The following is a 24,609-nucleotide window of genomic DNA, read 5'->3' on the forward strand; positions in this document are numbered from 1 at the left end:
CTGCACCGTGACCACACAAGAATTCAGCCTCCCCGAAACGAACGTCATCGCCCGCGCCCGCGACATCACGCTCCCCGGTGGCGGTGTGTGTAAGACCCCATTCAACGCGCTGCCCGGCCTCATCATCTTCGTGCACGGCGTCAATTCCACAGGCGAGTGGTTTGATGCCACCGAAGCAGGGCTGTGCCAGGGGCTCAATGAACGCCTGCACCGCAGCAAGTTCGACCAGGCCCATGACACGAGCCTTGCCGGTTTGCTACGTGCTGCGCGGTACGCGCCCGAACTCACCCCTGACGGCTATCTCGCACGGACCAAGAGCGACACTGGCGTGCCAGCCAGCGAGTTCGTCAGTGACGAAGCAGCCAGCCCCGTGATCCGCTTCCGGTGGGGATTTGCAGCCCACAAGGAAGATTTGGCAGAAGTCGGTCCCAACATCCTGCTCGACGAAGACAACGCCTGGGGCGGTGGCCCATTTGCGAACGGTTGCACGGCGCTGCCCGACATGTGGGGCAGCGGCACCGCCACCGACCTGCTCATGGGCCTGACCGTACAAGACCTGAACACCGAGAGCAGCCGCCTCGTCTTCGACTGCCCGCCCCGGCACTACCAGGCTCACGCTGCGTGGCGTCTCGCCGCCCTGGTGGCGGAGGCACGCAACCGGCATCGGAATGAATACGACGGCGCGAAAGAATGCCCCATCACCATCGTCTGTCACAGCCAGGGCAACATGGTCGGCATTGCCTCCGCCTTCATCGGCAAGGCAAGGTTTGGCGGCGATGGCGTGGCGGATACCTACGTCCTCGCCAACCCGCCCTACGGCGTGTTGCCTAACTTCTTTGACAACTTCGCCCAATACGATGAGGTCACCCAAGAGGGACGTGTCACCGTCTTGGCGCGCCGCAAGACGCTGGACTCGTTCTTTGGCATCGTCAACGAACGTAAGGCCAAGACCGGCAACCTTGCCAGCCCCGCCTGTGTCGATCTCTACCTGAGCAACAAAAAGGCGCCGTGGAGCCACGCCCAAGACCAGAAGACCTACCCAACGCACGGCAACGTCTTTCTCTACGCCAACCCGCATGACCAGGTGATTGGCGTCGCTTCGGTCATGGGCATGGGATGGCTCGGCTTGCCGCAGGCCGTACTGGCTGGCAAGGACGACGACGCGGGCGACAAGCCCCACGTCTTCAAACACGCACACGGCGTGCTCTATCAACGCATCTGGGCCCAGGGCAACCCGCTCAAGTACAAGACCGAACCCTTCAAGGTGGGTGCCGCGCCCGGTAAGGATTTCGTCTACTACGACAAATACCACCCCGAACGGGCCGACACCATTCAAGGCAAGAGCGGCGCCTTCTGGCTGCGCACACCGCTAAACGCCCACGTCCACTTCACACGACCCTGGAAAGACAGTCGGCGCAGTATCCCCTCCAAGATCGGTGCCACCCTCATCGGTGGTGTCATCACCCTTGGCGGCATTCTCGTCAAAGTGCTCACCCTGGGTCAGAAAGGCGACATCCCCGTCAACGCCGATCCACCCGACGGCTGGAAGGTCAATATCAACGCCCACGCCGTGCCCAACCCGGTGGTGCCCATTGCGCACCACCTGTACCACCCGCAAACCGACGCCACCGGCCAACAGCCCAACGACGACGCGCAAGCACGGCTGGACGGCGGAACACCGGCCAGCGGCAAGGTGGCAGGCGTTTTCAACCAAGGGCCGGAATCTCATACCGACGCACTCAACCGCGGCGCCAAGACCAATGACATTTACGACCAATACCGCGCACAGGGCCAGGGCGGCGTTGGCGACGAAGCCGCGCTGCGCTACGAGCACAACGCCAGCGTGCGCCAGCTTGCGCGCGGCGTGAAAGGCAACCCCTTTGACAGCGCCATCGACCGGATGCGCCGCGGTGGCGACCTCTCGGGCGAAGAGCATGCCGCCTTCCGCCAGTTCGATCAGAACGTGCGCGAAGACTTCTTGAAGCAGGCCGTCAACCTGAATGCCAGCAACCACTCCACCATCCTCACCAACCCCGAGCACGCCAGGAGGGTGCTGGCCTACGACGTGAACGTGGGGCTGAACGTGCTGCCGCTGCATCAGATGAACTGGCTGCGGCAGTTTGCGGATTGGCGGTATGGGGATCCGGAGGATCCGGTGATGGAGGAATGGTGTCCGTATTACAGGACCGGGCGGTTACCTCAAAACATAAGGCTTGAAGACCACAAGTACTACCAACCTGCAGTGCCGGCAACACTCGGCATCGACGCCGAGCGCAACAACAGCGGCGGGTTCATACAAAGCTACCGCGAACCGCAGCCCGAGCCCCTGATGCCACGCGAGCGTAGCCCCGGAGAGGAGCTGCGCGACGCGCGACGCGCAGAACTGCTAAGGCAGCGGCAGCGCCCGAGTGAGATTGATCAAGTCTTTGGATTGGGCGACGCGCCGCAGCCTGAACCCCCTGGGCCAAGCCGCTCCGAAATTGACCGTGTCTTTGGATTGGATACCCCCGATGAATGACCTTCAGCCAAACCGCCCACGCCGGGCGACGCTCGCCGGCCTGTTGGCCGCTACCCTGCTGTTCACTGCCTGTACTGGAACCTCTATGTCGTCGCAATCCCGATACTTCCGCTTGCCAACCCCCTATCCACTGGCCGTCAAGACACCTGTAGAAGCCGGCCCCAACGCGCCCGCCGCCCACGTGCTAGGCGTGCTCTGGCGCAGCCCCCTGATGTGGATCGACTACCCCACGCACTGGAACCTGCTGTGGACCCAGGGCATGGCCGAGCGCAACCCCAATGACACCGACAGTCCAGAGCTGAAGCTGGGTGACCCTACCGGCGTACTGGTACGCCCTGTGCGCGTGGTGTGGAAGACGGACAACCCGAACCCGGTCTATTGGAAGCCATTGCGGGCATTGATTCGTGATCCGCTGTACCCCCTGGGCTATCACTACGCGGTGAACCGAAACTATTTCTATTCCATCCAGCACGGCACCAACCGGCCCGACTTTGCCGACGTCAAGGTGTTCGCGGGCATGCCCCGCGCGTGGATCGATACGCCGACCTATATCAAGGAGGAGCGGTATCGCAATGGCATGGATCGTCTGACCGATCACTTTGAGTATGGTATGCCCGCACCTTCAATCTTGGCCGAGAACGAAGCCCATGCCGAGGCACGCATGCCGTATTTCTTCACCAAGATGTACACCATCCGTGGGAAGCTCCGGCGAGGTCTTGGTGCCGACCAAGAAATGACCATCGGCCTGCCCACCTTCACCCTGAAGGCGGCGCGACGGCTGTTCACCAGCGAGATTTTCAGCGAAGCCGAGGCGATGAGCCTGAAGCTCTATCCCCAAACCAAAGTCCCTGACGTGACCGTCATGGCCGGCGATGAAACGGTGGGCTTCTATGACCTGAAAGAGGCCATCGCCTACCTGAACGCCAACCCGCGCAAGACAGTGTGGGTCTACACCATGGACGCGCCCGGCTATCCCAAGGGCGGCCGCACGGATGAAAACTCGGTCCTGCTCATCCTCGGCCACCCGAATGCCGATTGGGGCTACACACCGCTGTCGGCCCTCTACATCCCGCAGCATCACGAAGGCGGCATCGGCGCCAAGGCGGCCACGCCGGGCGGCGCCTGGAGTGCGCTCATGCAGACTATGCAGGCGCAAGCCCCGTCAGATCATCCGGTCGGCCGCGTCTATCACGACGTGGACAAGCATGTCGACAACGTCAACAAGTTGGTGGGGCCGCTGCGCGCCGCCGTGCATCAACAGTGGCCAGACCTGGACCCGATCGAGAACGTGCGCAGCGTCTCCGAGCACGCCATCGGCGGCCTGCGTGCCGCCAGCGCGGGGTTGAACATCGCACGCGCCACGGCGTATGCTGACCAGACCGGTAACAGCGCCGTCGTCACCAGCGCTGCGGATTCGGACGACGTTTGGAGCGTGTTGGTGGCCCCACCGCGGGGCTGGGTCAAGCGCGATCCGCCCAAGCAGTGGCCGCGCGCCGGTGGGCGGACCAATGCGTATCTGCCGTGGTTTGGGCAATGGACGAATGGAAAGTGACCGACATGCCTAAAGCCAAAATGCGAGGGCTGGCTCGCGGGGAACATTGCAACGCGCCGGGGCGCGTTGCGCTCGTGCTAGCCACATGCGTGCTGCTGGCGGCCTGTACTGGAACCTCCATGTCGTCGCGCTCGCAATCTCAATATTTCCGTCAACCCACGCCCTATCCGTTGGCCGTCAAGACACCGGTGGAAGCCGGCCCCAACGCGCCCGCCGCCCACGTGCTAGGCGTGCTCTGGCGCAGCCCCCTGATGTGGATCGACTATCCCACCCACTGGAACCTGCTGTGGACCCAGGGCATGGCCGAGCGCAACCCCAATGACACCGACAGTCCAGAGCTGAAGCTGGGTGACCCTACCGGCGTACTGGTACGCCCTGTGCGCGTGGTGTGGAAGACGGACAACCCGAACCCGGTCTATTGGAAGCCATTGCGGGCATTGATTCGTGATCCGCTGTACCCCCTGGGCTATCACTACGCGGTGAACCGAAACTATTTCTATTCCATCCAGCACGGCACCAACCGGCCCGACTTTGCCGACATCAAGGTGTTCGCGGGCATGCCCCGCGCGTGGATCGATACGCCGACCTATATCAAGGAGGAGCGGTATCGCAACGGAAGTGATCGTCTTGCCGACGATTTCCGGCTGGGTATGCCAGCACCTTCGATCCTGGCCGAGAACGAAGCCCATGCCGAAGCACGGATGCCGTATTACCTGACAAAAAATGTACAACGACGGTGGCACGCCACGGCGCGGCCTTGGTGCGGATGCCGAATTGGCTATCGGCCTGCCCACCTTCACCCCGAAGGCGGCGCGACGGCTGTTCACCAGCGAGATTTTCAGCGAAGCCGAGGCGATGAGCCTGAAGCTCTATCCCCAAACCAAAGTCCCTGACGTGACCGTCATGGCCGGCGATGAAACGGTTGGCTTCTATGACCTGAAAGAGGCCATCGCCTACCTGAACGCCAACCCGCGCAAGACGGTGTGGGTCTACACCATGGACGCGCCCGGCTACCCCAAGGGCGGGCGCACCGATGAGAACTCGGTCCTGCTCATCCTCGGCCACCCGAATGCCGATTGGGGCTACACACCGCTGTCGGCCCTCTACATCCCGCAGCATCACGAAGGCGGCATCGGCGCCAAGGCAGCCACGCCGGGCGGCGCCTGGAGCAATCTGATGCAGACCATGCAGGCGCAAGCCCCGTCTGATCATCCGGTCGGCCGCATCTATCACGACGTGGACAAGCATGCCGACAACGTCAACAAGTTGGTGGGGCCGCTGCGCGCCGCCGTGCATCAACAGTGGCCAGACCTGGACCCGATCGAGAACGTGCGCAGCGTCTCCGAGCACGCCATCGGCGGCCTGCGTGCCGCCAGCGCGGGGTTGAACATCGCACGCGCCACGGCGTATGCAGACCAGACCGGTAACAGCGCCGTCGTCACCAGCGCTGCGGATTCGGACGACGTTTGGAGCGTGTTGGTGGCCCCACCGCGGGGCTGGGTCAAGCGCGATCCGCCCAAGCAGTGGCCGCGCGCCGGTGGGCGGACCAATGCGTATCTGCCGTGGTTTGGGCAATGGACTGGCGGCAAATAGGTCCTCTTTGGAACTCGCTTTTTCGCCAGCCAGATAAGAGCACGGAGATGGTTGACATCTACCGTGCTTCGCCGCTAGGTGCACCGCACACGCCCCGTGCGGGCGACTTCGACCTCGACTGCCAGCCAATGCAGTGAATATCGGCAACCGCGGTATTCGCGGGCTATGAGCTCAAGGAACTCGAGTTTTGCCCCACCCACCGTTCTCGCGGTGCGCGTGCAAGTTACACCGCGAACCATTTCTCTAACGAGGGTTGCCAGCAAAGTCATGCCGCCTGCTGCACGCGCGCCTCCACCAGCAACCGCTTCAGCTCCGGCACGCACGAGCCGCAATTGCCGCCCGCCTTCAGGCAGGCCGTGATCTCGCCGGTGGAGTGCAGGCCCTGCGTGCGGATGGCATCGCAGATGGTGTTGCGGCCCACGCCAAAGCACGAGCAGACGGTGGGACCGACGTCGACGCCCGCTTCGATCGGCTGGCCGAGCAGCACGCCCGCCCGATCGACGTCTTCCAGCCGTTCTTGCGCGAACAGGCCTGCCAGCCAGTTGCGCGACGGCAGGTCCGGGCGCGGCGAGAGAAACACGCAGGCTTCGATGCGGTCATCCACCACGTGCACGGCGCGGTAGACACGCGCGGTGGCGTCTTCGTATTCGAGCCAGTCGGCGTGCGGATCCGTCACGCCGAGCAGCGCGCGCGCCCAATCGTGTACGGCCCCCAGTTGCTGGCGACCAGCCAGCTCGTAGCGCACGAACTGCTTGCCCTGGATGCGCGTCCACCACGTTGCATCGTCGGTGTCGAGCGCACGGCGCGAGAGTACGAAGCCGTGCCATGCCACATCGAACGGCTCGACCATCACGGGCGTGTGCTTGAACTCGGGCTCGCCGGACACCGGGTCAACCACAGGATTGACGACCGCGCCCACGCGCGCATCGGATGCAAACTGGCCGTTCCAGTGGATCGGCACGAACACGCTGCCACGCGCGATGCCGCCCGTCATGCGCACACGCGCCACCACGCTGCCCCAGCGCGACGACACGCGCGCCAGGCCACCCTCGCGCACGCCGGCCAGCAGCGCATCGTGCGGGTGCAGATCGACGAACGGTTCGGGTATGTGGTCCGCCAGCTTGGGCGCGCGGCCGGTGCGCGTCATGGTGTGCCATTGGTCGCGCACGCGGCCCGTGTTGAGGATGAGCGGATATTCACCGTCCGCCGCATGCGCGGGTGCGCGGGCGGGCGTCGGTACGAAGCGCGCGCGGCCATCGGCGTGGGCGAAGCGGCCATCGCTGAAGAGGCGCGCTTCGCCGTTGCCCGATGTTGCGATGGGCCATTGCACCGGCGACATGCCGTCATATGCCTCAGCATCGAGCCCCGCCAGGCCACCGAGGTGGAAGGCACGGCGAATGCCGCTCGCACCGTTGGCGTAAGCGGACAGGCGCGCATGTTCGTCGAACACATCGCGCGCGCTCTTGAAGTCGAAGCCGTCGTAACCCATGCGGCGGGCGACGTCGGCGATGATGTCCCAGTCGGCGCGTGCCTCGCCGGGTGCGGGCAGGAAGGCTCGCTGGCGCGAGATGCGGCGCTCCGAATTCGTCACCGTGCCATCCTTCTCGCCCCAGCCGAGCGCAGGCAGCAGGATGTCGGCCAGCACGGTCGTGTCGGTGGCTTCAACGATGTCGGAAGCGACGACGAGTTCGCACTTGGCGAGCGCACGGCGCGCCTGGTCCGCATCGGGCAGGCTGACCACGGGGTTGGTGCCCATGATCCACACGGCCTTCACGCGCCCGTCTTCAATGGCGTTGAACAGGTCGACCGCCTTGAGGCCCACCTTGTCGGCCATGCGCGGCGCGCCCCAGAACGTCTGCACGAGGTCGCGATGCGACGGCTCGTTCAGTTCCATGTGTGCGGCCAGCATGTTGGCCAACCCGCCCACCTCGCGGCCGCCCATGGCATTCGGCTGGCCGGTAATCGAAAACGGCCCCATGCCCGCGCGGCCGATGCGGCCGGTGAGCAAGTGGCAGTTGATGATGCTGTTGACCTTGTCCGTGCCCGCCGTCGACTGATTGACGCCCATCGAGAACGCGGTAATGGTGCGCTCGGTGTCGGCAAACCAGCTGTAGAAGGTCAGCAGATCGTCGAGTTTGAGCTTGCACGCCTTGGCGACGGCCTCAACGTCCTCGCTCTCGGTGCCGGCAGCTTCCAGTGCGGCGTCGGGGCCGTTGGTATGCAGCGTGACGAAATTCCTGTCCACCACGCCACGCCGCGAGAGGAATGACAGCAGGCCGTTGAAAAGCCGCACATCGGTACCGGGCTTGATGGGCAGATGCAGATCGGCCAGTTCGCACGTGGCCGTGTGGCGCGGGTCGACCACCACCACCTTCATCTCGGGCCGCGCTTCCTTGGCGCGCACGATGCGCTGGAACAGGATCGGGTGGCACCACGCGGTGTTGGAGCCGACCAGCACGATGAGGTCCGCCATTTCCAGATCGTCATAGCAGACGGGCACGAGGTCTTCGCCAAACGCGCGCTTGTGCCCTGCCACGGCCGACGACATGCACAGGCGCGAGTTCGTATCGATGTTGGCCGTGCCGATGAAGCCCTTCATCAGCTTATTGGCGACGTAGTAGTCCTCGGTCAGCAACTGGCCGGAGACGTAGAGCGCGACAGAATCCGGGCCGTGTTCTTCGGCGATGCGGCGAAAGCCTTGCGCGACGGCGTCGAGGGCGGTGTCCCATGTCACGCGCTGCAGCGGGGCAATGGAGGCGTCGAGGTCATGCGAGCGTTCGCGGATGGCGGGATAGAGCAGGCGACCATCGAGGCTGACGGTTTCCCCCAGCGCGGAGCCCTTTACGCACAGGCGCCCGGCGTTGGCGGGATGCGTTGGATCGCCTTGAATGCTGACGCTGCCATCCGCTTGCGGGGTCGCTAGCACGCCGCAGCCGACGCCGCAGTAGGGGCAGGTGGTGCGCACGGCGTTCGTTACTGGGTGGATGGGGATGGTGGTCATCGTCGTCTCTGTTTTGCTTTGCGTGATTGGTGCATCCCTTGTTTCATCCCCTGCCGGGGCTGACTCACTTTTCTTTGTCTTGCCAAAGAAAAGTAAGCAAAAGAAAGGCGCGCCCGAGATGGCGACTTCCCCTTGGATTTTTGTAACCGGGCGGAGACGGGGAAAACTCGCTGCGCTCAGACAGTTCCCCGTCTTTTTTCCGCCCGCTTACAAAAATCCAAGGCGCCATCTAGGGCCGGAACGGCCACACCGGCGGCGTGCAAAGGTGTTGCCGGTTTCGCGTCTTGCCGGTGTTCATTACGCCGCTTCCGCTTCGCAGAGCGCGCGGCCAAACAATAGGCGCTGGCGGATCGACGTGATGGGCACTTCGCGTTGGATCAGGTCGAAGTACCACGGGCCGTCGGCTACATCGCCGTACAGGACTGCGCCGACGATACGGTCTTCCTTCAGGACGAGTCGTTTGTAGACGCCGCGGCGCGGGTCGCGCAGCACGATGTCTTCGGTGCCGTCGCCGCCGATGAAATCGCCTGCCGAATACAAATCCACGCCCGTGACCTTCAGCTTGGTGGCCGTGGCCTGCTGGACATAGCGGCGGTGCCCGGCGCCGGCCAGGTGCGCGGCGCACACGCGGGCCTGGTCCCAGATGGGAGCAACGAGGCCGAACGTTGCGCTGCGGTGCTGCACACATTCGCCCACGGCGTAGATACGCGGGTCGTAGGTCTGCAGCGTGTCGTCAACGATGATGGCGCGCTCGCAATGCAGGCCGGCCGCCTTGGCAAGCTCGATGTTCGGGCGTACGCCGGCCGTCATAACGACGAGGTCGGCGGGGATCTCGGTGCCGTCCTTGAAGCGCACGGCGGTCACGCGGTCGGTGCCGAGCAGTTCCGCCGTGTGCGCGCCCAGCAGGAATCGCAGGCCCTTGGCTTCCAGCGCCTTCTGCAGCAGTTGCGCGGCGGGCTTGTCCAGCTGACGCTCCATCAGCGTGTCGGGCAAGTGGACGACCGTCACGTCCATGCCTTGGCGCATCAGCCCGTTGGCCGCTTCCAGCCCGAGCAGGCCGCCGCCGATGACGACCGCATGCCGGTGGTTGCGTGCGGCTTCCAGCATCGTCTCCACATCCTGAATGTCGCGAAAGGCGATCACGCCCGGCAGCAGATGCCCCGGCACCGGCAGGATGAACGGCCGCGAGCCCGTGGCGATCAGCAGCCGGTCGTAGCGCATCTCCACGCCGTCGCGCGAGCGCAGCGTGCGGCGCGGTCGGTCGATAGCCACCACCGGGTCGCCTGCATGCAGCGTGATGTGGTTCTGTTCGTACCACTCACGCGTGTTGAGCATGATGTCGTCAACCTGCTTTTCGCCCGCCAGCACAGGTGAGAGCAGGATGCGGTTGTAGTTGCCGTGCGGCTCTTCGCCAAACACGGTCACGTCGTACAGGTCCGGCGCGAGCTTGAGCAATTCTTCGACCGTGCGCATGCCGGCCATGCCGTTGCCGATGACGACCAGCTTGGGGCGTACGGTCTTGGCGTTCATGCTGCCCTCTCCTGAAGGTTGTCGGTCATTGATTCACTCAGTGCCGGCGGCCATGGCCCCGGCTTCACTGCTTACGGCTTGCGGCTCATGCCGCTACCCACACCTTGCCGTCTTCCACCTTGGTCGCGTACGCGTGCACGGAGTTGGCCGGCGCTTCCAGGCACTCGCCGGTGGTCAGGTCGAAATGCTGCTTGTAAATCGGCGAGGCGACGACGATGCGTTCGCCCAGGTTGCCGACCAGCCCGCGCGAGAGCACGGCGGCATCGGAGTTTGGATCGTAGTTGCCGATGGCGTACACGCCTTGCGACGTGTTGCCCGCCACACGGAACACGGCAACCTGGTCACCTTCCACCAGCGCGCAGACGCCGGTGTTGGGAACGATGTCGTCCAGGGCACAGATCGGGGTCCAACGGGATGCTTGCATGGCGTCCTCCTCTTCCTCTATCAGGCTCAAGCGGCTTCAGCAACAACGGGAATGCGCACGGGCCGTGTCTTGGCACGCTCCTCGACCGTGGCGGGGCGGATCTGGCCGCGCTCTTCGACGAAGACGACATTCGCATCGTTCGCCTCGCTGTTGACGAAGTGGCGGAAGCGCTTGCGAACGTCGGGGTTGGTCACGGCCGTCTTCCATTCGTCCTGGTAGGTGTCGACCACATGCTGCATCTCGGCTTCGAGTTCGGCCGCGATGCCCAGCTTGTCGTGGATGACCACGTCCTTCAGGTAGTCGAGGCCGCCCTCCAGGTTGTCGCGCCATGTGCTGGTGCGTTGCAGGCGATCGGCCGTGCGCACGTAGAACATCAGGAAGCGGTCGACATACTTGATGAGCGTTTCCTGGTCGAGGTCGGCCGCCAGCAGTTCGGCATGGCGGGGCTTCATGCCGCCGTTGCCGCACACGTACAGGTTCCAGCCCTTCTCGGTGGCGATGATGCCGACGTCCTTGCCTTGCGCCTCGGCGCATTCACGCGTGCAGCCCGACACGCCAAACTTCAGCTTGTGCGGCGAGCGCAGGCCCTTGTAGCGGTTCTCCAGCGCAATCGCAAAACCGACCGAATCGCCCACGCCATAGCGGCACCATGTGGAACCCACGCACGACTTCACCGTGCGCAGCGATTTGCCATACGCGTGGCCCGACTCGAAGCCTGCCGCGATCAACTCTTCCCAGATCAGCGGCAGTTGCTCCAGGCGCGCGCCGAACAGGTCGACACGCTGGCCGCCGGTGATCTTGGTGTACAGGCCGTATTTCTTGGCGACCTGGCCCACGGCGATCAGGCCGTCTGCCGTGACCTCGCCGCCGGGCATGCGCGGCACCACGGAGTACGTACCGTCCTTCTGGATGTTGGCGAGGAAGTAGTCGTTGGAATCCTGCAGGCTGGCGTGCTCCTTCTTGAGCACGAAGTCGTTCCAGCACGAAGCGAGGATGCTCGCCACAGCCGGCTTGCAGATGTCGCAGCCCATGCCGCTGCCGTGCGCTTCCAGCAGCGCTTCGAACGACTGGATGCGGCCCACGCGCACCAGGTGATACAGCTCCTGACGCGAATACGGAAAGTGCTCGCAGATGTGGTTGTTGACGGCCAGGCCCTGCTTCTTCATCTCGGCCTTCATCACCTGCGTCATGAGCGGCACGCAGCCGCCGCACGAGGTACCGGCCTTGGTCGCGTCCTTGAGCGCGCCTACCGACGTGGCGCCGGCACACACCGCTTGGCACAGCGCGCCCTTCGACACGTCGTTGCACGAGCAGATCTGCGCGCTGTCGGGCAGCGCGTCCACACCCAGCGCCGGGCGCGCATTGCCATCGGCCTGCGGCAGGATCAGGAATTCCGGTGCTTCGGGCAATTCGATGCGGTTGAGCATCATCTGCAGCAGCGTGCCGTATTCGGCCGCATCGCCCACCAGCACGCCGCCCAGCAAATACTTGCCGTCTTCCGACACCACCAGCTTCTTGTAGATCTGCTTGCGCTCGTCGGTGAACTGCACGCTGCGGCTGCCCGGCGTCACGCCCTGCGCATCGCCCAGGCTGGCGACATCCACGCCCATCAGCTTGAGCTTGGTGCTCATGTCGGCGCCGCTGAACTCCGACGCGTCGTCCGCCGCCAGGATCTGCTTGGCGGTGATGCGGGCCATCTCGTAACCCGGCGCAACCAGCCCGTAGACCTTGCCGCCCCACAGCGCGCATTCGCCAATCGCGTACACATCGGGCGCGGAGGTGCGGCACTCGGAGTCGATCACGATGCCGCCGCGCTCGCCCACTTCCAGCCCGCAAGCCCGCGCCAGCTCATCGCGCGGACGGATGCCGGCCGAGAAGACCACCATGTCGGCTTCCAGATGCGTGCCGTCGGCAAAGTTCAGGCGGTGCGTCGCCGTTTCGCCGTCGACGATTTCGGACGTGTTCTTCTGCGTGTGGACGGTCACGCCCAGGTCTTCGATCTTCCGGCGCAGCATGCGGCCGCCACCGTCGTCCACCTGCATCGCCATCAGGCGGCCGGCAAACTCGACCACGTGCGTTTGCAGGTTCATGTCACGCAGCGCCTTGGCGCATTCCAGCCCCAGGAGGCCGCCGCCGATGACGACGCCGGTCTTGGCCCGTTGGCCGCACTCGGCCATCGCTTCGAGGTCTTCGATGGTGCGATAGACGAAGCAGTCCTTGCGGTCGCGGCCCGGCACCGGCGGCACAAACGGCGAAGAGCCCGACGCGATGACGAGCTTGTCGTACGGCAGCACCTCGCCGGTGGACGCCGTCACGGTTTTGGCGGTGGTGTCGATGGCCGTGGCGCGGGCGTTGAGCTTGAGCACCACGTCATCGCGGTCAAAGAAGCCCGGCGCGACGAGCGAGAGATCTTCCGCCGTCTTGCCCGTGAAGAATTCCGACAGGTGCACGCGGTCGTAGGCGGGGCGCGGCTCTTCGCACAGCACCGTCACCTGAAGGTGATGGCCCGGTGCATGCAGCAGGCTTTCCAGAAACTTGTGGCCCACCATTCCGTGGCCAATGACGACGATCTTCATGGTCATGGTGATGTCCTCTTTCAGGCGTTGCCGGCAGCGGCCAGCGTGTTGTCGTAGAGCGCTTGTTCACGCGCCTTGTGTTCCGGCGAAAAGCGCACGGCAATCGCACAGATGGCAGACAGCCCGACCAGCACGCCCAGCACCGACAGCGTGGCCTGCGTATCCGCCATGCCCTTGAGCAGGAAGCCCGCGGCCACCGCGCCGGCGTTGCCGCCCGCGCCGATGATGCCGGCCACACCGCCCAGCGCACGGCGATCGATAAACGGCACCAGCGCATACGTCGCGCCGCATGCCATGTGCGTGAACAGGCCGAAGCCGAGCATCGCCAGGATGGCGATCGGCACGCTGCCCGCATGGGCAAATCCGAACAGGCCCAGGCCCTCGCCCACCATCAGCACGCACAGCAGTTGGGTCCGTGCATCCAGGCCGCGCTTGGCGGCCACGCGATCCGAAACGATGCCGCCCAGTGCGCGGGCAAACAGCGCCAGCAGGCCGAAGCTCGCGGCAGCCATGCCCGCGGCCGACAGCGACAGGCCGAAGTGGTCGACGTAGTAGGTAGCGGCGATGTTGTGGATGAAGATCTCCACGCCAAAGCACGCGCCGTAGGTGATGAACAGCAGCCACACACGGTAGTTGCCGGCAGCGGACACAAAGCTGCCCCAGCCGCCCTTCTTGCCGCCGTCGATGGTCTTGCCGGCGGCGCGCAGCGCGCTGAAGTTGCCCTCCGGGCAGTCCTGCGTATAGCGCCAGTACAGCGCCGCGACGATCAGCATCGCCACGCCCGGCACCACCATGGCGAGGCGCCACCCCAGGCTCTGCGTCACGCCCATCATCACGATGGCGGTCAGCAGCAGCGGCATCGTGCCTTGCGCCACACCGCCGCCTGCGTTGCCCCAGCCTGCAGCCGCCGCGTTGGCCGTGCCGACCACGTTGGGCGCGAACATGACCGACGTGTGGTACTGCGTGATGACGAAGCTCGCGCCGATCGCGCCGATCGCCAGGCGGAAGAACAGGAAGGCCTCGTAGCTTTGCGCCAGCGCCACGCCCAGCACGGGGACGGCGCCGAGCAGCAGCAAGCCGGTATAGGTATTGCGCGGGCCGAAGCGGTCGCACAGCGGGCCGACAATCAGCCGCACCAGGATCGTCACCGCCACGGCCGCGATGTTGATGTTGGCGATCTGGCCCGGCGTGAGGTGGAACTCGCCCTTGAGCACCGGCATGAGCGGCGCGCAGGCAAACCACGCGTAGAAACACACGAAGAACGCGAGCCACGTCAGATGGAAGGCGCGCATCTGCGGCGTGCGCAGGCTGAACAGGTCGATTCGGGTCGCTTTGCCGGTCATGTTGAATCCCATCAATCAGGGGCCAAAAAAAAAGAAAGGCGTCCGAGAGCCCGGCTGCAGTAGCCGGGGTCTGGGACGCCGTTGTCCAAGTAGCCCTGAGCACCAGGGCCTTCACCACGAAGAGCACGAATCGCCTTTGACCCGCGCAATGGTGCTATGCAACAGGTATGCCAGGCGGGCAAAGCCTTGAACTGTCGCGGTTTGCGGGAGATTCAGAAGAAATCGCCGCCCGCGCGTGCCTCATGCGGGAGCACCGCGCCGCACGGTTTCGGTGCAGATGCGGTCGGGATGGTGCGGCACAGCAAATGCGTGGGCCGCCGCCAATGGCGACCGGCACATCACGTGCATGACGTGTGGAAGGAGAAGCTGCCGGACCCGTAACCGACGTCAGTAGCCGTGCGTCACGATCGACAGCACGGACAAATCCGGATGCGTGCCGTCGACGATGCTGCGCGCCACGTGCACGGCTTCTTCCATGGCTTCTTCGGGGCTGCGGAAGGTCTCGTCGCCATCGGCATGAAACGCCACGACGTGACCGGGCAACTGCGGATCGGCGCCGGGGTGGCACACGTAGCCGGTGTAGGTGTAGCGCGTGGAGTTTGCCCGAGTCGGGCTTGGCACAACATGAATCTCGAACCCTTCGTAGAGTTCTTGCGGTGCGGTGGTGAGCTGGTCAGACATGGTGGCCTCGCCGGGTTAGCGTGTACCGGCCCCGCCGGCGCTTGTGGCGCGGCGCGGCTGCCCTTGGTTCAACCAGTCTAGGTGATGCGGTGCATGTTGAAATCCGGCGGTTGGATGACATCCGCATCCACCGCCGTTCTTGGGATTGGTGCTGCCTTGCGCTATGCGCGCTTGATGAGCCGGATGATGAACAGCAGGATCACCGCGCCGATGACCGCCGTGACGATCGAGCCGATCCACCCGCCGCCCAGCGAGATGCCCAGCACCCCCGCCAGCCATCCGCCGATGAACGCACCGACGATGCCGACCACGATGTCGACGAAGATGCCGAAACCACCGCCCTTGACCAGGATGCCGGCCAGCCAACCCGCTACCGCGCCGATGATCAACCAGGCAATCAAACCGTGTGAGGCCATGTTCGCGCTCCAATGAATGTGCGTTTTGAGGGACGTTACCGCACAGGCATAGTAGGCGAAGACCGCACAATCGCGATGCGGCGCTCACACGGTTTTTGCAATTGCGTCGTGTTCAACGGAACACGTTCACCGCCTCCACCAAGCGTGTCGCCTGGATGCGCAGGCCCTCGGCCGCCGCCGCGCTCTGGCCGACCAGCGTGGCGTTCTCCTGCGTGACCTGATCCAGATGGTTGACCGCCTGGCTGACCTGCGTGATGCCTTCGGTCTGCTGCGCCGTCGCCAGGCTGATGTCGGCGATCATGGCCGAGACCTTCTTGACCTGCTCGACGATGTCGTCCATGGTCTTGCCGGCGTCGTCCACCAGCCGCGAGCCGGATTCCACCTTGTCGACACTGGTGCCGATCAGCTCCTTGATCTCCTTGGCTGCACCGGCGCTGCGCTGCGCAAGCGCACGCACCTCGCCCGCGACGACAGCAAAACCACGCCCCTGTTCGCCGGCACGCGCGGCTTCCACGGCCGCATTGAGCGCCAGGATGTTGGTCTGGAACGCGATGCTGTCGATCACGCCGATGATGTCGGCAATCTGCTTGGCGCTCTGCGTGATGGCGCTCATGGTGGAGACCACCTGTTCCATGGCACGGCCGCCGTTGACCGCCGCCTGCGTGGCCGCGCTCGACAACGTGTTGGCCTGCCCGGCCGTCTCGGCATTGCTGGCCACCGTGGCGGTCATCTGCGTCATCGAGCTGGAGGTTTCTTCCAGGCTGGCAGCGGCCTGCTCCGTGCGGATGTTGATGTCGCCGTTGCCCTTGGCGATCTCCTGGCTGGCCGATTGCACGTTGACGACCTGCTCGGCCACGTCGTCGATCAACCAGCGAAACATCAGCCCGAGCTGACTGATCGTGCGCAGCGTCATGCCGATCTCGTCCACGCGGTCTGCGATGGCGACTTTCCGGCTCTCACCCGAGGCCACGCTCAGTGCGAGCTCCTGCAGCTTTTCAAGCGGCGTGGCGATCTGCACCTTCAATGACCACGACGCCAGCGCCAGCGCCACGAGCAACGCGCCGGCAAAACCGCCGAGCGCCGCGCCGGAGAGCCCAAACGCCCACGCCACCGCCACCAGCGCGGGCAGCAATGTGAGAAACGTGAGCCGGATGCGCCAGCGCACCGGCATCACCTGAAACACCGAACGCCAGGCCATCAACCCGGTTCGCACGATCAGACCCTTGTGAAACTTCCGGCTGCCGGCTTGGCCGGTGCGGAAATCCTTGTAGAGCGCCTCGGCTGCAGCGATCTCCTCGCGCGTGGGCTTGGTGCGCACTGACATATAGCCGCTGGTCCGGCCGTTACGCACCACGGGCGTTGCATTGGCACGCACCCAATAATGGTCGCCATTCTTGCGGCGGTTCTTGACCAGCGCCGTCCATGGTTGCCCCGCCTTGAGCGTGGCCCACATGTCGGCAAATGCCTCGGTTGGCATATCCGGGTGACGCACGATGTTATGTGGCTGCCCTTCGATCTCTTCGCGGGAAAAACCGCTCACCTCCACAAACGCTGCGTTCGCATACGCGATGTAGCTCTGGGTATCGGTGGTCGACATGAGCGTGGCGTTGTCCGGGAACTCGTATTCGCGCTGGGTAACAGGTTCGTTGACACGCATGGGGAATCTCCTTTGATGATTTGCTTCGCAACGGATTATCGGCACATAACCGGATTTATTAAGGCCGGATAACCCCGCTTTGGCGCTCACCAAACGCGACTCATTCCCTTGCCCGAGCAGATAAACGCATTATGAAAAATGATTCGCATCTACCTTATCCGGAGCAGATTTCTCGGCTCGCGCGACGAGCGCATCGGATTACCGCCGCCAAGCACGTTCGTTAATACCCCATCTGCGTTAATTCTTGGCGCCTGAACTTGAGATAAAACATAAAAACGGTGCGCCACATGCGCCGTTGTGAGCAAACCTCACATATTGCGACGCGATAGCTCCCGAACCACAGCACACCCCCCCGCGACAGCGCGCCACATTGCGAGGCCGGCCAAGACAGCTAAACTTTCACAAATTCCTAAAAATTGAGAAAAATCAAAACAATGCAACTCTCCCCCTTGAAACAGCGCTTCGTCCTGCATTTCGGCGAGATGGGCAGCCGCTGGGGCATCAACCGCACCGTCGGGCAGATCTACGCGCTGCTCTACGCCGCGCGCGAGCCGATCAACGCGGACGAGATCGCCGAGGCGCTGGGCTTCTCCCGCTCCAACGTGAGCATCGGGCTGAAAGAGCTGGAGTCGTGGAAGCTGGTCCGGCTCTCGCACAAGCCGGGCGACCGGCGCGAATATTTTTCCGCCCCCGACGACATCTGGACCATCTTCCGCACGCTGGCCGAAGAGCGCCGCAAGCGCGAGATCGACCCCACGCTTTCGCTGCTGCGCGACGTGATGCTCGAATCTCCCAACGATCCGGATGACCGCCACGCCCAGGCGCGCATGAAGGAGATGTACCAGCTCATCACGCTCATGACGAACTGGTTCGACGACGTGCAGAAGCTCGACGCCGAATCGCTGCAGCAGCTCATGAAGATGGGCGCCAAGGTGCACAAGCTGCTGGAAATGAAGAACAAGCTTGCCGTTGTCGTTGGCGGCAAATCGAAGTAGCCCGTATCAAGAAAAAAACCATGTCGCTCGATCCCGTTGTCCTGGCGCGCATCCAGTTTGGCGCCAACATCACCTTCCACATCCTCTTTCCCACCATCAGCATCGCGCTTGCGTGGGTGCTGCTGTTCTTCAAGCTGCGCTATCGCAAGACCAGTGACGAAGCCTGGATGTCCGCCTATCGCCTTTGGGTGAAGGTCTTTGCACTGACGTTCGCGCTGGGCGTGGTGTCCGGCGTGACGATGAGCTTCCAGTTCGGCACGAACTGGCCGGGCTATATGAATACCGTCGGCAACATCGCTGGGCCGCTGCTGGCGTATGAAGTGCTGACGGCGTTCTTTCTGGAAGCCAGCTTTCTCGGGATCATGCTGTTCGGCACGGGCCGCGTAAGCCCGCGCATCCACACATTCGCGACGTTCCTGGTTGCCCTGGGCACGACCATCTCGGTGTTCTGGATCATCGCGCTCAACTCGTGGATGCAGACCCCCGCCGGCTACGTGATGATCGACGGCCGCGCGCATCCGCAAAGCTGGCTGGCGATCATCTTCAACCCGTCGTTCCCCTACCGGTTCACGCATATGCTGCTGGCCTCAGGACTGACGGTGTCGTTCCTGCTGGCAGGGGTATCGGCCTACCGCTGGCTGCGCAACGACCGCGGCGGCGATGTGCGTGCGGCGCTCAAGACCGGCGTGGTGCTTGCAGCCATGCTGATCCCGCTGCAGATTGCCGCCGGCGATGCGCACGGCCTCAACACGCTGGAGCATCAACCGGCCAAGCTGGCCGCGATGGAAGGCATCTGGCAAACGGAACGCGGCGTGCCCGCCGTGCTGTTCGGCATTCCCGATGCGGCTTCGCACAGCAATCGCTACGAGATCGCGGTGCCGAAGCTGGCATCGCTGTATCTCACGCACTCGCTCGACGGCGAGGTACGCGGGCTCGACCAGTTTGACGAGCACCCGCCCGTGCTGCCCGTGTTCTTCGCCTTCCGCTTGATGGTGGGCGTGGGGCTGCTGATGCTGGCGGTGTCGTGGACAAGCGCCTGGCGCCTTCGCCGCAACGGCGAGCTGCCGCGCTGGCTGGCGCGTGCCCTCGTCGCCATGACGTTCTCCGGCTGGGTCGCTGTGGTGGCCGGCTGGTACGTCACCGAGATCGGCCGTCAGCCGTGGCTCGTCTACGGCGTGCTGACCACCGCGCAGGCAGCGTCGTCCGTGCCCGCGCGCATGATCGGCAGCACGCTGGCGATGTACCTGGCGCTGTACGCGTTCCTCATCGCCTCGTATATCGGCGTGGTGTTCTATCTGGCCCGCAAGGCCGGTGGCGTGATCGACCCCACCGACCCCGATGCCACCGGCACACCCGTCATCGAAACACCCAACCCGGTCTTCGCCCAACCCGCCCGGAGCCAAGCATGAGCACCATTCCCGACCTCGCCCAACCCGCCGGCTGGCTGCCGGTGGTCTTCATGGCCTTGATGGGGATTGCCGTGCTCGCCTACGTCGTCCTCGACGGCTACGACCTGGGCGTCGGCATCCTGCTGCGCCGCGCCGACGACGCCGAGAAGGACACCATGATCGCCTCCATCGGGCCGTTCTGGGACGCCAACGAAACCTGGCTCGTGCTCGGTGTCGGGCTGTTGCTGGTGGCGTTTCCCGCCGCGCATGGCGAGATCCTGGGCGCCCTCTATTTGCCCGTGGCGCTGATGCTGTTTGGCCTCATCCTGCGCGGGGTTGCATTCGACTTTCGGGTCAAGGCACGCGCGCACCACAAGCCGTGGTGGAACCGGGCGTTCTATGCCGGCTCCGTCATTGCCACCGCAGCGCAAGGCCTGATGCTCGGCCTATACATCACCGGCTTCCAGTACGACGCCGCCAACGTCATCTTTGCGATCTGCACGGCGGGCGGCCTGATTGCCGGCTACCTCCTGCTGGGCGCCACGTGGCTCATCATGAAGACGGAAGGCGCGCTGCAGCTGCGCGCGGTGCAGTGGGCACGCGGCAGCCTGTGGTTCACCGCGCTGGGCGTGGCTGCCGTGTCGCTGGCGACGCCGTGGGTCAGCACACGCGTGTTCGACAAGTGGTTTGCGCTGCCGAACATCATCCTGCTGGCGCCCGTGCCACTGGTGACCATCGTGCTGTTCCTGCTGATCGACTGGGTCCTGCGCCGCCTGCCGCAGCAGATTGCCAAGGGCGATGAACACCTGATCTGGGCGCCGTTCGTCGGTACCGGGGCCATCTTCCTGCTGGCCTTCAATGGCCTCGCTTACAGCCTCTTCCCGTATCTGGTGGTGGATCGGCTCGACATCTGGCAGGCCGCCAGCGCGCCGGAATCGCTTGAATTCATGCTGGTGGGCGTGGCGATTGTGCTACCGACCATCGTCGGCTACACGATCTACTCGTACAAGGTGTTCCACGGCAAGGCGACGGAGTTGCGCTACTACTGAGACTGAACACGCCGCCCGCACACGGCATTGACCGGACTGCGGGCGGACGTTTAGGCTGGTGCGCTTCCGACCTCACCACACGCGCCATGATCACCTGCTACCTCCGCTACATCATCAACCCGGCACGGCTTGCCGAATTCGAAGCCTACGGAAAGATGTGGATTCCGCTCGTCGAAAAATTCGGCGGCCAGCACCACGGCTACTTTCTCCCATCGGAAGGGGCGAACAACGTCGCGCTGGCCTTGTTCTCGTTTCCGAGTCTGGCGACCTACGAGGTCTATCGCGAGCGCGCCAAGACCGACCCCGATTGCATGGCGGCCTTCCAGTACGCCGAAGACACCGGCTGCATCGTCAGCTACGAGCGCAGCTTCTTCCGTCCGGTATTTTCCTGACAGCCGTCTAGCGTTGCGGCCTGCGCTGCGACAGCACCCACAGCATTGCGCCCACGGCCTCCGCCTGCGATCGCGTGCACGTCTTTTCAAAGATGGCCCGCAGCTGCGAACGCACGGTCGACATGGCGACGTTGGCGTTGGCTGCGTATTCGTCGGGCGTCTTGCCGGCGATCAGCGCTTCACCCACCGCCGCCTCCGCCGCTGACAAACCAAACGCCTGGCGCAGTTGCACGGCCGTCACCGGTGCGGCATCGCCCTTGCGGCGCGCCGTGACCAGCATGGCGGCATCGCCAAACGCGGCATGCGCGGCATTGGCCGGCAACTGCGAAATACCGAGGAAGACTTCGTGCGGCGCCCCGAGTGCCGGCCGCACGGCAAGGCTCTCGCCCTTGCGTGACTTCGCCACCCGCGCCAGCGCGGCTTGCAGGCCATCGTTGTCGGCGGCAAACGCGGCAACCAGCCGGCCGTGCTCCAGCCGCAGGCAAGTCGATGCGCGCAGCAACACTTCGGCCTGCGCGTTGGCAAACAGCACACGCTGATCCCGCCCGAGTGCGAACACGGCCAGGCCAAGCTGCTCCATCAGTTCTGCCCCGACGGCTGCATCGCGATGCAGCACGCGCGTGTCCTGCCAGAGATTGATGGTGCGCTGCAGGTGGCCCGTCATGCCGGCAGCCGTGGCGCGCTCCTCGTCGGAAAACGGAGCGCGGCCGTTCGCGCGCAGCATGCCCAGCAGGATGTCGCTGCCGCCGGGACGCGCCAGCCGCACGCCCATCAGGTAGCGAAATCCCGACGGAAGCTGAAAGTCCTGGTAGAACTCGCTGCGCTCGACGTAGGCATCGGACACGTAGTCCTGGCAGAAAGCAAACTCGCCCTGCGCGGCACGCTCGACATGCGCGCGCCGCGGATCAAGCGCGCCGTAGTACTGGTCGTAGCGGGCAATGGCATCGTCCCACCCCCGCCCTGGGGAGTAAGTCGAAAGATGCGGTGCATTCCGAACGGGGTCCCAACTGAACATGTGGAACACGTTGGCGCCCAGCGCTTCCGTGACGTCGTGAAACACGTCCAGGAAACCGTCCTGCGTCACCGCGGCTTCGTACAGATCACCAATGAGCTGGTCTTTAAGCACACTCCCCTCCCCCGAAGGATGGCTGTCTGGCCATGGCGCCCGCCGTGCTCACCCGGTGTAAACAAAGTGGCAGCGGACATGTTATGCGCGCAAACGTAACACGCGCGTGCGCCAATCAACATCGTTCATTTGGCGACGCTTTCCTCCAAATGAATGATGCGGGTGCCTGGGGCGTGCTTCGAGAATCTCCGTGCCGAATAACGGCGTCGCATGTACGGCGCACCCACGATCCAGGGAGGAACTCCATGAAACTCACCCCCATTGCAATCGCACTGGCCACGCTTGCCCTGTCGGCCTGCGGCGGTGGCGATTCCGGCAGCAACGCCAGCACGGCGCCAGGCACCAACGTTCCGGCAGCACAGACCGTCAGCGGGGTCGCTGCCACGGGTGCAGCCATGCAGGGCGCCACGGTCACGCTGATGGATGCGAGCGGCAAGTCGGTCGACTGCCCCGCTAACGCCACGACGGGCGCCTTCCAGTGCACGGTCACGGGCCTTACCGCGCCGTTCGTGCTGTCGGCAGCCGGCAACGTTGCCGATTCGCAGGCCACGCTGATTGCGCTGTCTGCCAGCGCCGGTACGCAGACGATCAACATCACGCCCATCACCAACGCCATTGCAGCCACCATCGTGGGCGACAACCCGAGCAAGCTCCTGGGCAACACGGGCCTGCTGCAGAGCAAGGTGACCGCGCAGACTGTCTCCAGCACCGTCGCCGCCTATGCCGCCGCGCTGGCCGACCTGCTGGCCGCCACCGGCAACACCGGGGTGGATCTGATCTCCGGTCCGCTGACGGCCGGCGCCCCTGGGCTGGACCGATTGCTCGACCAAGTGAAAGTAAATGTGCTACCGGACGGCAGCGTGCAGATCAGCTCCGTGGCAGGCGCGTCAAGCGATACGCCCGCGCAGCTGCAGCTCTCGCCTGGCGTAGCGCCCCAGCCCAGCGACAAGGCCAGCCTGCCAAGCGTGGCGACCATCAATGGCAACCCCGTCTCGAACCTGCCGACCGCGTCCGATCTGGTGGCGCTGCAAACGGCGCTCAATCAGTGCTTTGCGGGTTCCACGGGCGCGGCGCGCACGGGCGGCAGCGTACCCGTCTGCGGTCAGATCTTCGTGGACGACGTGGCCAACGGCGCGCTCATCAATGGCGTGCCGTCGGCCTACCTGAACAACGGCCTGACTGCCGACAAGGAATTCGGCCCCGCATTGGGCGGCGGCGCGCCCGGCCTGTTTGCCGATGACGCGATGAACAACGCCAGCTTCAGCCTGCCGGAGATCATCCGCGTGACATCCAGCAGCGGTGACACGCTGTGGGTCAAGCTCGCCTGGACCCGCGCCGATGGCCTTCGCGACGGCATGCAGCAGCACGTGCAAGTGGCGGTGCAGCCCGCCGCCCGCGCCAGCGGCGACAATGGCTGGCGCATCGTCGGCAACCAACGCGCCGTGTTCACCAAGGTCAACGCCAACGCGCAGAAGTGGGACTGGTTGAACAGCGCCACCGCAATGACGGGCACCAATGCGTTTGTCGATTCGATCAACATGCAGGTCGGCATCGTCGACGCCGCCGGCACGCCGGTCGATTTCGCGATCGTGACCGGCCCGGGCCTGCGCAATGGCGTGTTCCTGCAGCCGTCTTCCGGCACGTGCGACACGCTGAACATCCGTGCCCAGATTGGCGCCAGCCAGACCCCGGCGCAGCTTGCCGCGCTGACCAGGCAAAGCGCCTGCCGCAATAACTTCCGCTTGGCAGGCGTGGCCCAAGACCCGGCCAACCAGGGCAGCTTCACGTGGCCGGGCGATGCGCCGCGCAACAACACGGCCTGGGCCAAGCCGCAACTGACGGCTTCGGAGCTGGCGACCATCACGCCGTTCAGCGCCTACACGATCGCCATCTATCAGGGGGGCGTGACGAGTCAGCCGTCGAAGACCTACACGGTGCGCCTGCGCACGCCGTCGCCCTCGCCGGATGCGCTGCGCCAGTACACGTGGCAGGACATCTCGCAGGCCACGCGCGACATCCTCACCCCGGGCACGGCATCGACGTTTGCGGGCGGCCCCACCCTGCCCGTCACGTGGACGACCAAGGCCGGCGTGCCTTTCGTGAAGCGCGTCAATGTGCAGATCCGTTCCACGATGTCGGGCCAGCCGACGGTGTTCGTCAATGGCGTGGGCCGCGCCTCGCCGGCTGCGCCCGGGACCACGCTCACGCTGAACGTGGCGGGTGACCAGGGGACGGCCTTCCCGGCGGTGACGGGCTGGACGGGCACGCAGGACATGTCGTTCACCAACATGTCGTGGGCAGACCCGCTGGATCTGAACTTCACCACGTCGGTCGAGTACGACCGCTGATACACCGCTGACAAGCACGG

At 64.6% G+C, this 24,609-nt stretch carries 18 protein-coding genes; 9 read left to right on the forward strand and 9 right to left on the reverse strand.

Going from position 1 to position 24,609, the window contains the following annotated elements:
* The first annotated feature begins 7 nt into the window (after positions 1-7).
* The 4 genes from R2669_RS02135 (at position 8) to R2669_RS02150 (ending at position 5,663) form a co-directional block, all read left to right on the forward strand.
* Positions 8-2,518, forward strand: a complete 2,511-nt coding sequence (locus tag R2669_RS02135) for a T6SS effector phospholipase Tle3 domain-containing protein (protein WP_316898279.1) — start codon at positions 8-10, stop codon at positions 2,516-2,518.
* A gap of 85 nt (positions 2,519-2,603) precedes the next feature.
* Positions 2,604-4,070, forward strand: a complete 1,467-nt coding sequence (locus R2669_RS02140; RefSeq protein WP_316891310.1) for a hypothetical protein — start codon at positions 2,604-2,606, stop codon at positions 4,068-4,070.
* Positions 4,052-4,963: a hypothetical protein gene (locus R2669_RS02145; RefSeq protein WP_316898281.1), complete on the forward strand. Its 912-nt coding sequence runs from the start codon at positions 4,052-4,054 to the stop codon at positions 4,961-4,963. The genes R2669_RS02140 and R2669_RS02145 overlap by 19 nt, the downstream gene beginning before the upstream one ends.
* Before the next feature lie 10 nt (positions 4,964-4,973).
* Complete coding sequence (locus tag R2669_RS02150) at positions 4,974-5,663, forward strand: hypothetical protein (RefSeq protein WP_316898283.1); 690 nt, start codon at positions 4,974-4,976, stop codon at positions 5,661-5,663.
* Positions 5,664-5,928: 265 nt separating this feature from the next.
* On the opposite strand, the gene R2669_RS02155 is transcribed toward R2669_RS02150, so the two are convergent.
* The 8 genes from R2669_RS02155 to R2669_RS02190 all read right to left on the reverse strand — a co-directional run bounded on the left by R2669_RS02155 (position 5,929) and on the right by R2669_RS02190 (position 17,291).
* Complete coding sequence (locus tag R2669_RS02155; RefSeq protein WP_316898285.1) at positions 5,929-8,664, reverse strand: molybdopterin-dependent oxidoreductase; 2,736 nt, start codon at positions 8,662-8,664, stop codon at positions 5,929-5,931.
* Positions 8,665-8,961: 297 nt separating this feature from the next.
* Positions 8,962-10,194: an NAD(P)/FAD-dependent oxidoreductase gene (locus R2669_RS02160; protein ID WP_316898287.1), complete on the reverse strand. Its 1,233-nt coding sequence runs from the start codon at positions 10,192-10,194 to the stop codon at positions 8,962-8,964.
* A gap of 85 nt (positions 10,195-10,279) precedes the next feature.
* Positions 10,280-10,618 (reverse strand): nitrite reductase small subunit NirD, encoded by a 339-nt coding sequence (gene nirD, locus R2669_RS02165; RefSeq protein ID WP_316898288.1) that lies wholly within the window; start codon positions 10,616-10,618, stop codon positions 10,280-10,282.
* A gap of 26 nt (positions 10,619-10,644) precedes the next feature.
* The gene (gene nirB / locus R2669_RS02170) at positions 10,645-13,200 is read right to left on the reverse strand and encodes a nitrite reductase large subunit NirB (RefSeq protein WP_316898290.1); all 2,556 of its coding nucleotides are present in this window, start codon (positions 13,198-13,200) and stop codon (positions 10,645-10,647) included.
* Between the two features lie 14 nt (positions 13,201-13,214).
* On the reverse strand, positions 13,215-14,537 hold the full coding sequence (locus R2669_RS02175) for an MFS transporter (RefSeq protein WP_316898292.1): 1,323 nt from the start codon (positions 14,535-14,537) through the stop codon (positions 13,215-13,217).
* 387 nt (positions 14,538-14,924) lie between these two features.
* The gene (locus R2669_RS02180; RefSeq protein WP_147218272.1) at positions 14,925-15,218 is read right to left on the reverse strand and encodes a hypothetical protein; all 294 of its coding nucleotides are present in this window, start codon (positions 15,216-15,218) and stop codon (positions 14,925-14,927) included.
* A 161-nt stretch (positions 15,219-15,379) separates the two neighbouring features.
* Positions 15,380-15,634, reverse strand: coding sequence for a GlsB/YeaQ/YmgE family stress response membrane protein (locus R2669_RS02185; RefSeq protein ID WP_147218274.1), 255 nt, complete (start codon positions 15,632-15,634; stop codon positions 15,380-15,382).
* Positions 15,635-15,746: 112 nt separating this feature from the next.
* Positions 15,747-17,291 (reverse strand): methyl-accepting chemotaxis protein, encoded by a 1,545-nt coding sequence (locus R2669_RS02190; protein ID WP_147218276.1) that lies wholly within the window; start codon positions 17,289-17,291, stop codon positions 15,747-15,749.
* 434 nt (positions 17,292-17,725) lie between these two features.
* On the opposite strand from R2669_RS02190, the gene R2669_RS02195 reads away from it, so the two are divergent.
* The 4 genes from R2669_RS02195 to R2669_RS02210 all read left to right on the forward strand — a co-directional run bounded on the left by R2669_RS02195 (position 17,726) and on the right by R2669_RS02210 (position 21,115).
* The gene (locus tag R2669_RS02195) at positions 17,726-18,286 is read left to right on the forward strand and encodes a GbsR/MarR family transcriptional regulator (protein ID WP_147218278.1); all 561 of its coding nucleotides are present in this window, start codon (positions 17,726-17,728) and stop codon (positions 18,284-18,286) included.
* Between the two features lie 20 nt (positions 18,287-18,306).
* Positions 18,307-19,695, forward strand: a complete 1,389-nt coding sequence (locus R2669_RS02200) for a cytochrome ubiquinol oxidase subunit I (protein ID WP_316898294.1) — start codon at positions 18,307-18,309, stop codon at positions 19,693-19,695.
* Positions 19,692-20,723, forward strand: a complete 1,032-nt coding sequence (locus R2669_RS02205; protein ID WP_316898296.1) for a cytochrome d ubiquinol oxidase subunit II — start codon at positions 19,692-19,694, stop codon at positions 20,721-20,723. The genes R2669_RS02200 and R2669_RS02205 overlap by 4 nt, the downstream gene beginning before the upstream one ends.
* Before the next feature lie 86 nt (positions 20,724-20,809).
* Complete coding sequence (locus R2669_RS02210) at positions 20,810-21,115, forward strand: NIPSNAP family protein (RefSeq protein ID WP_092972042.1); 306 nt, start codon at positions 20,810-20,812, stop codon at positions 21,113-21,115.
* A gap of 7 nt (positions 21,116-21,122) precedes the next feature.
* Here R2669_RS02210 and R2669_RS02215 read toward each other — a convergent pair whose 3' ends face one another.
* Positions 21,123-22,241, reverse strand: coding sequence for a helix-turn-helix transcriptional regulator (locus tag R2669_RS02215; protein WP_316898298.1), 1,119 nt, complete (start codon positions 22,239-22,241; stop codon positions 21,123-21,125).
* Between the two features lie 245 nt (positions 22,242-22,486).
* Between R2669_RS02215 and R2669_RS02220 the strand changes: the two genes are divergently transcribed.
* The gene (locus R2669_RS02220) at positions 22,487-24,589 is read left to right on the forward strand and encodes a hypothetical protein (protein WP_316898300.1); all 2,103 of its coding nucleotides are present in this window, start codon (positions 22,487-22,489) and stop codon (positions 24,587-24,589) included.
* Positions 24,590-24,609 lie beyond the last annotated feature (20 nt).

Origin of the sequence: Ralstonia edaphi, from assembly GCF_958350185.1 — a bacterium.
In the GTDB taxonomy this organism is placed as follows: domain Bacteria; phylum Pseudomonadota; class Gammaproteobacteria; order Burkholderiales; family Burkholderiaceae; genus Ralstonia; species Ralstonia edaphi.

Excerpts from the sequence above, each read along its gene's own strand:
- R2669_RS02140 (WP_316891310.1), top strand. The coding sequence starts at position 2,604 with ATGTCGTCGCAATCCCGATACTTCCGCTTGCCAACCCCCTATCCACTG.
- R2669_RS02145 (WP_316898281.1), top strand. The coding sequence starts at position 4,052 with ATGGACGAATGGAAAGTGACCGACATGCCTAAAGCCAAAATGCGAGGG.
- R2669_RS02150 (WP_316898283.1), top strand. The coding sequence starts at position 4,974 with ATGGCCGGCGATGAAACGGTTGGCTTCTATGACCTGAAAGAGGCCATC.
- R2669_RS02155 (WP_316898285.1), bottom strand. The coding sequence starts at position 8,664 with ATGACCACCATCCCCATCCACCCAGTAACGAACGCCGTGCGCACCACC.
- R2669_RS02160 (WP_316898287.1), bottom strand. The coding sequence starts at position 10,194 with ATGAACGCCAAGACCGTACGCCCCAAGCTGGTCGTCATCGGCAACGGC.
- nirD (WP_316898288.1), bottom strand. The coding sequence starts at position 10,618 with ATGCAAGCATCCCGTTGGACCCCGATCTGTGCCCTGGACGACATCGTT.
- nirB (WP_316898290.1), bottom strand. The coding sequence starts at position 13,200 with ATGACCATGAAGATCGTCGTCATTGGCCACGGAATGGTGGGCCACAAG.
- R2669_RS02175 (WP_316898292.1), bottom strand. The coding sequence starts at position 14,537 with ATGACCGGCAAAGCGACCCGAATCGACCTGTTCAGCCTGCGCACGCCG.
- R2669_RS02180 (WP_147218272.1), bottom strand. The coding sequence starts at position 15,218 with ATGTCTGACCAGCTCACCACCGCACCGCAAGAACTCTACGAAGGGTTC.
- R2669_RS02185 (WP_147218274.1), bottom strand. The coding sequence starts at position 15,634 with ATGGCCTCACACGGTTTGATTGCCTGGTTGATCATCGGCGCGGTAGCG.
- R2669_RS02190 (WP_147218276.1), bottom strand. The coding sequence starts at position 17,291 with ATGCGTGTCAACGAACCTGTTACCCAGCGCGAATACGAGTTCCCGGAC.
- R2669_RS02195 (WP_147218278.1), top strand. The coding sequence starts at position 17,726 with ATGCAACTCTCCCCCTTGAAACAGCGCTTCGTCCTGCATTTCGGCGAG.
- R2669_RS02200 (WP_316898294.1), top strand. The coding sequence starts at position 18,307 with ATGTCGCTCGATCCCGTTGTCCTGGCGCGCATCCAGTTTGGCGCCAAC.
- R2669_RS02205 (WP_316898296.1), top strand. The coding sequence starts at position 19,692 with ATGAGCACCATTCCCGACCTCGCCCAACCCGCCGGCTGGCTGCCGGTG.
- R2669_RS02210 (WP_092972042.1), top strand. The coding sequence starts at position 20,810 with ATGATCACCTGCTACCTCCGCTACATCATCAACCCGGCACGGCTTGCC.
- R2669_RS02220 (WP_316898300.1), top strand. The coding sequence starts at position 22,487 with ATGAAACTCACCCCCATTGCAATCGCACTGGCCACGCTTGCCCTGTCG.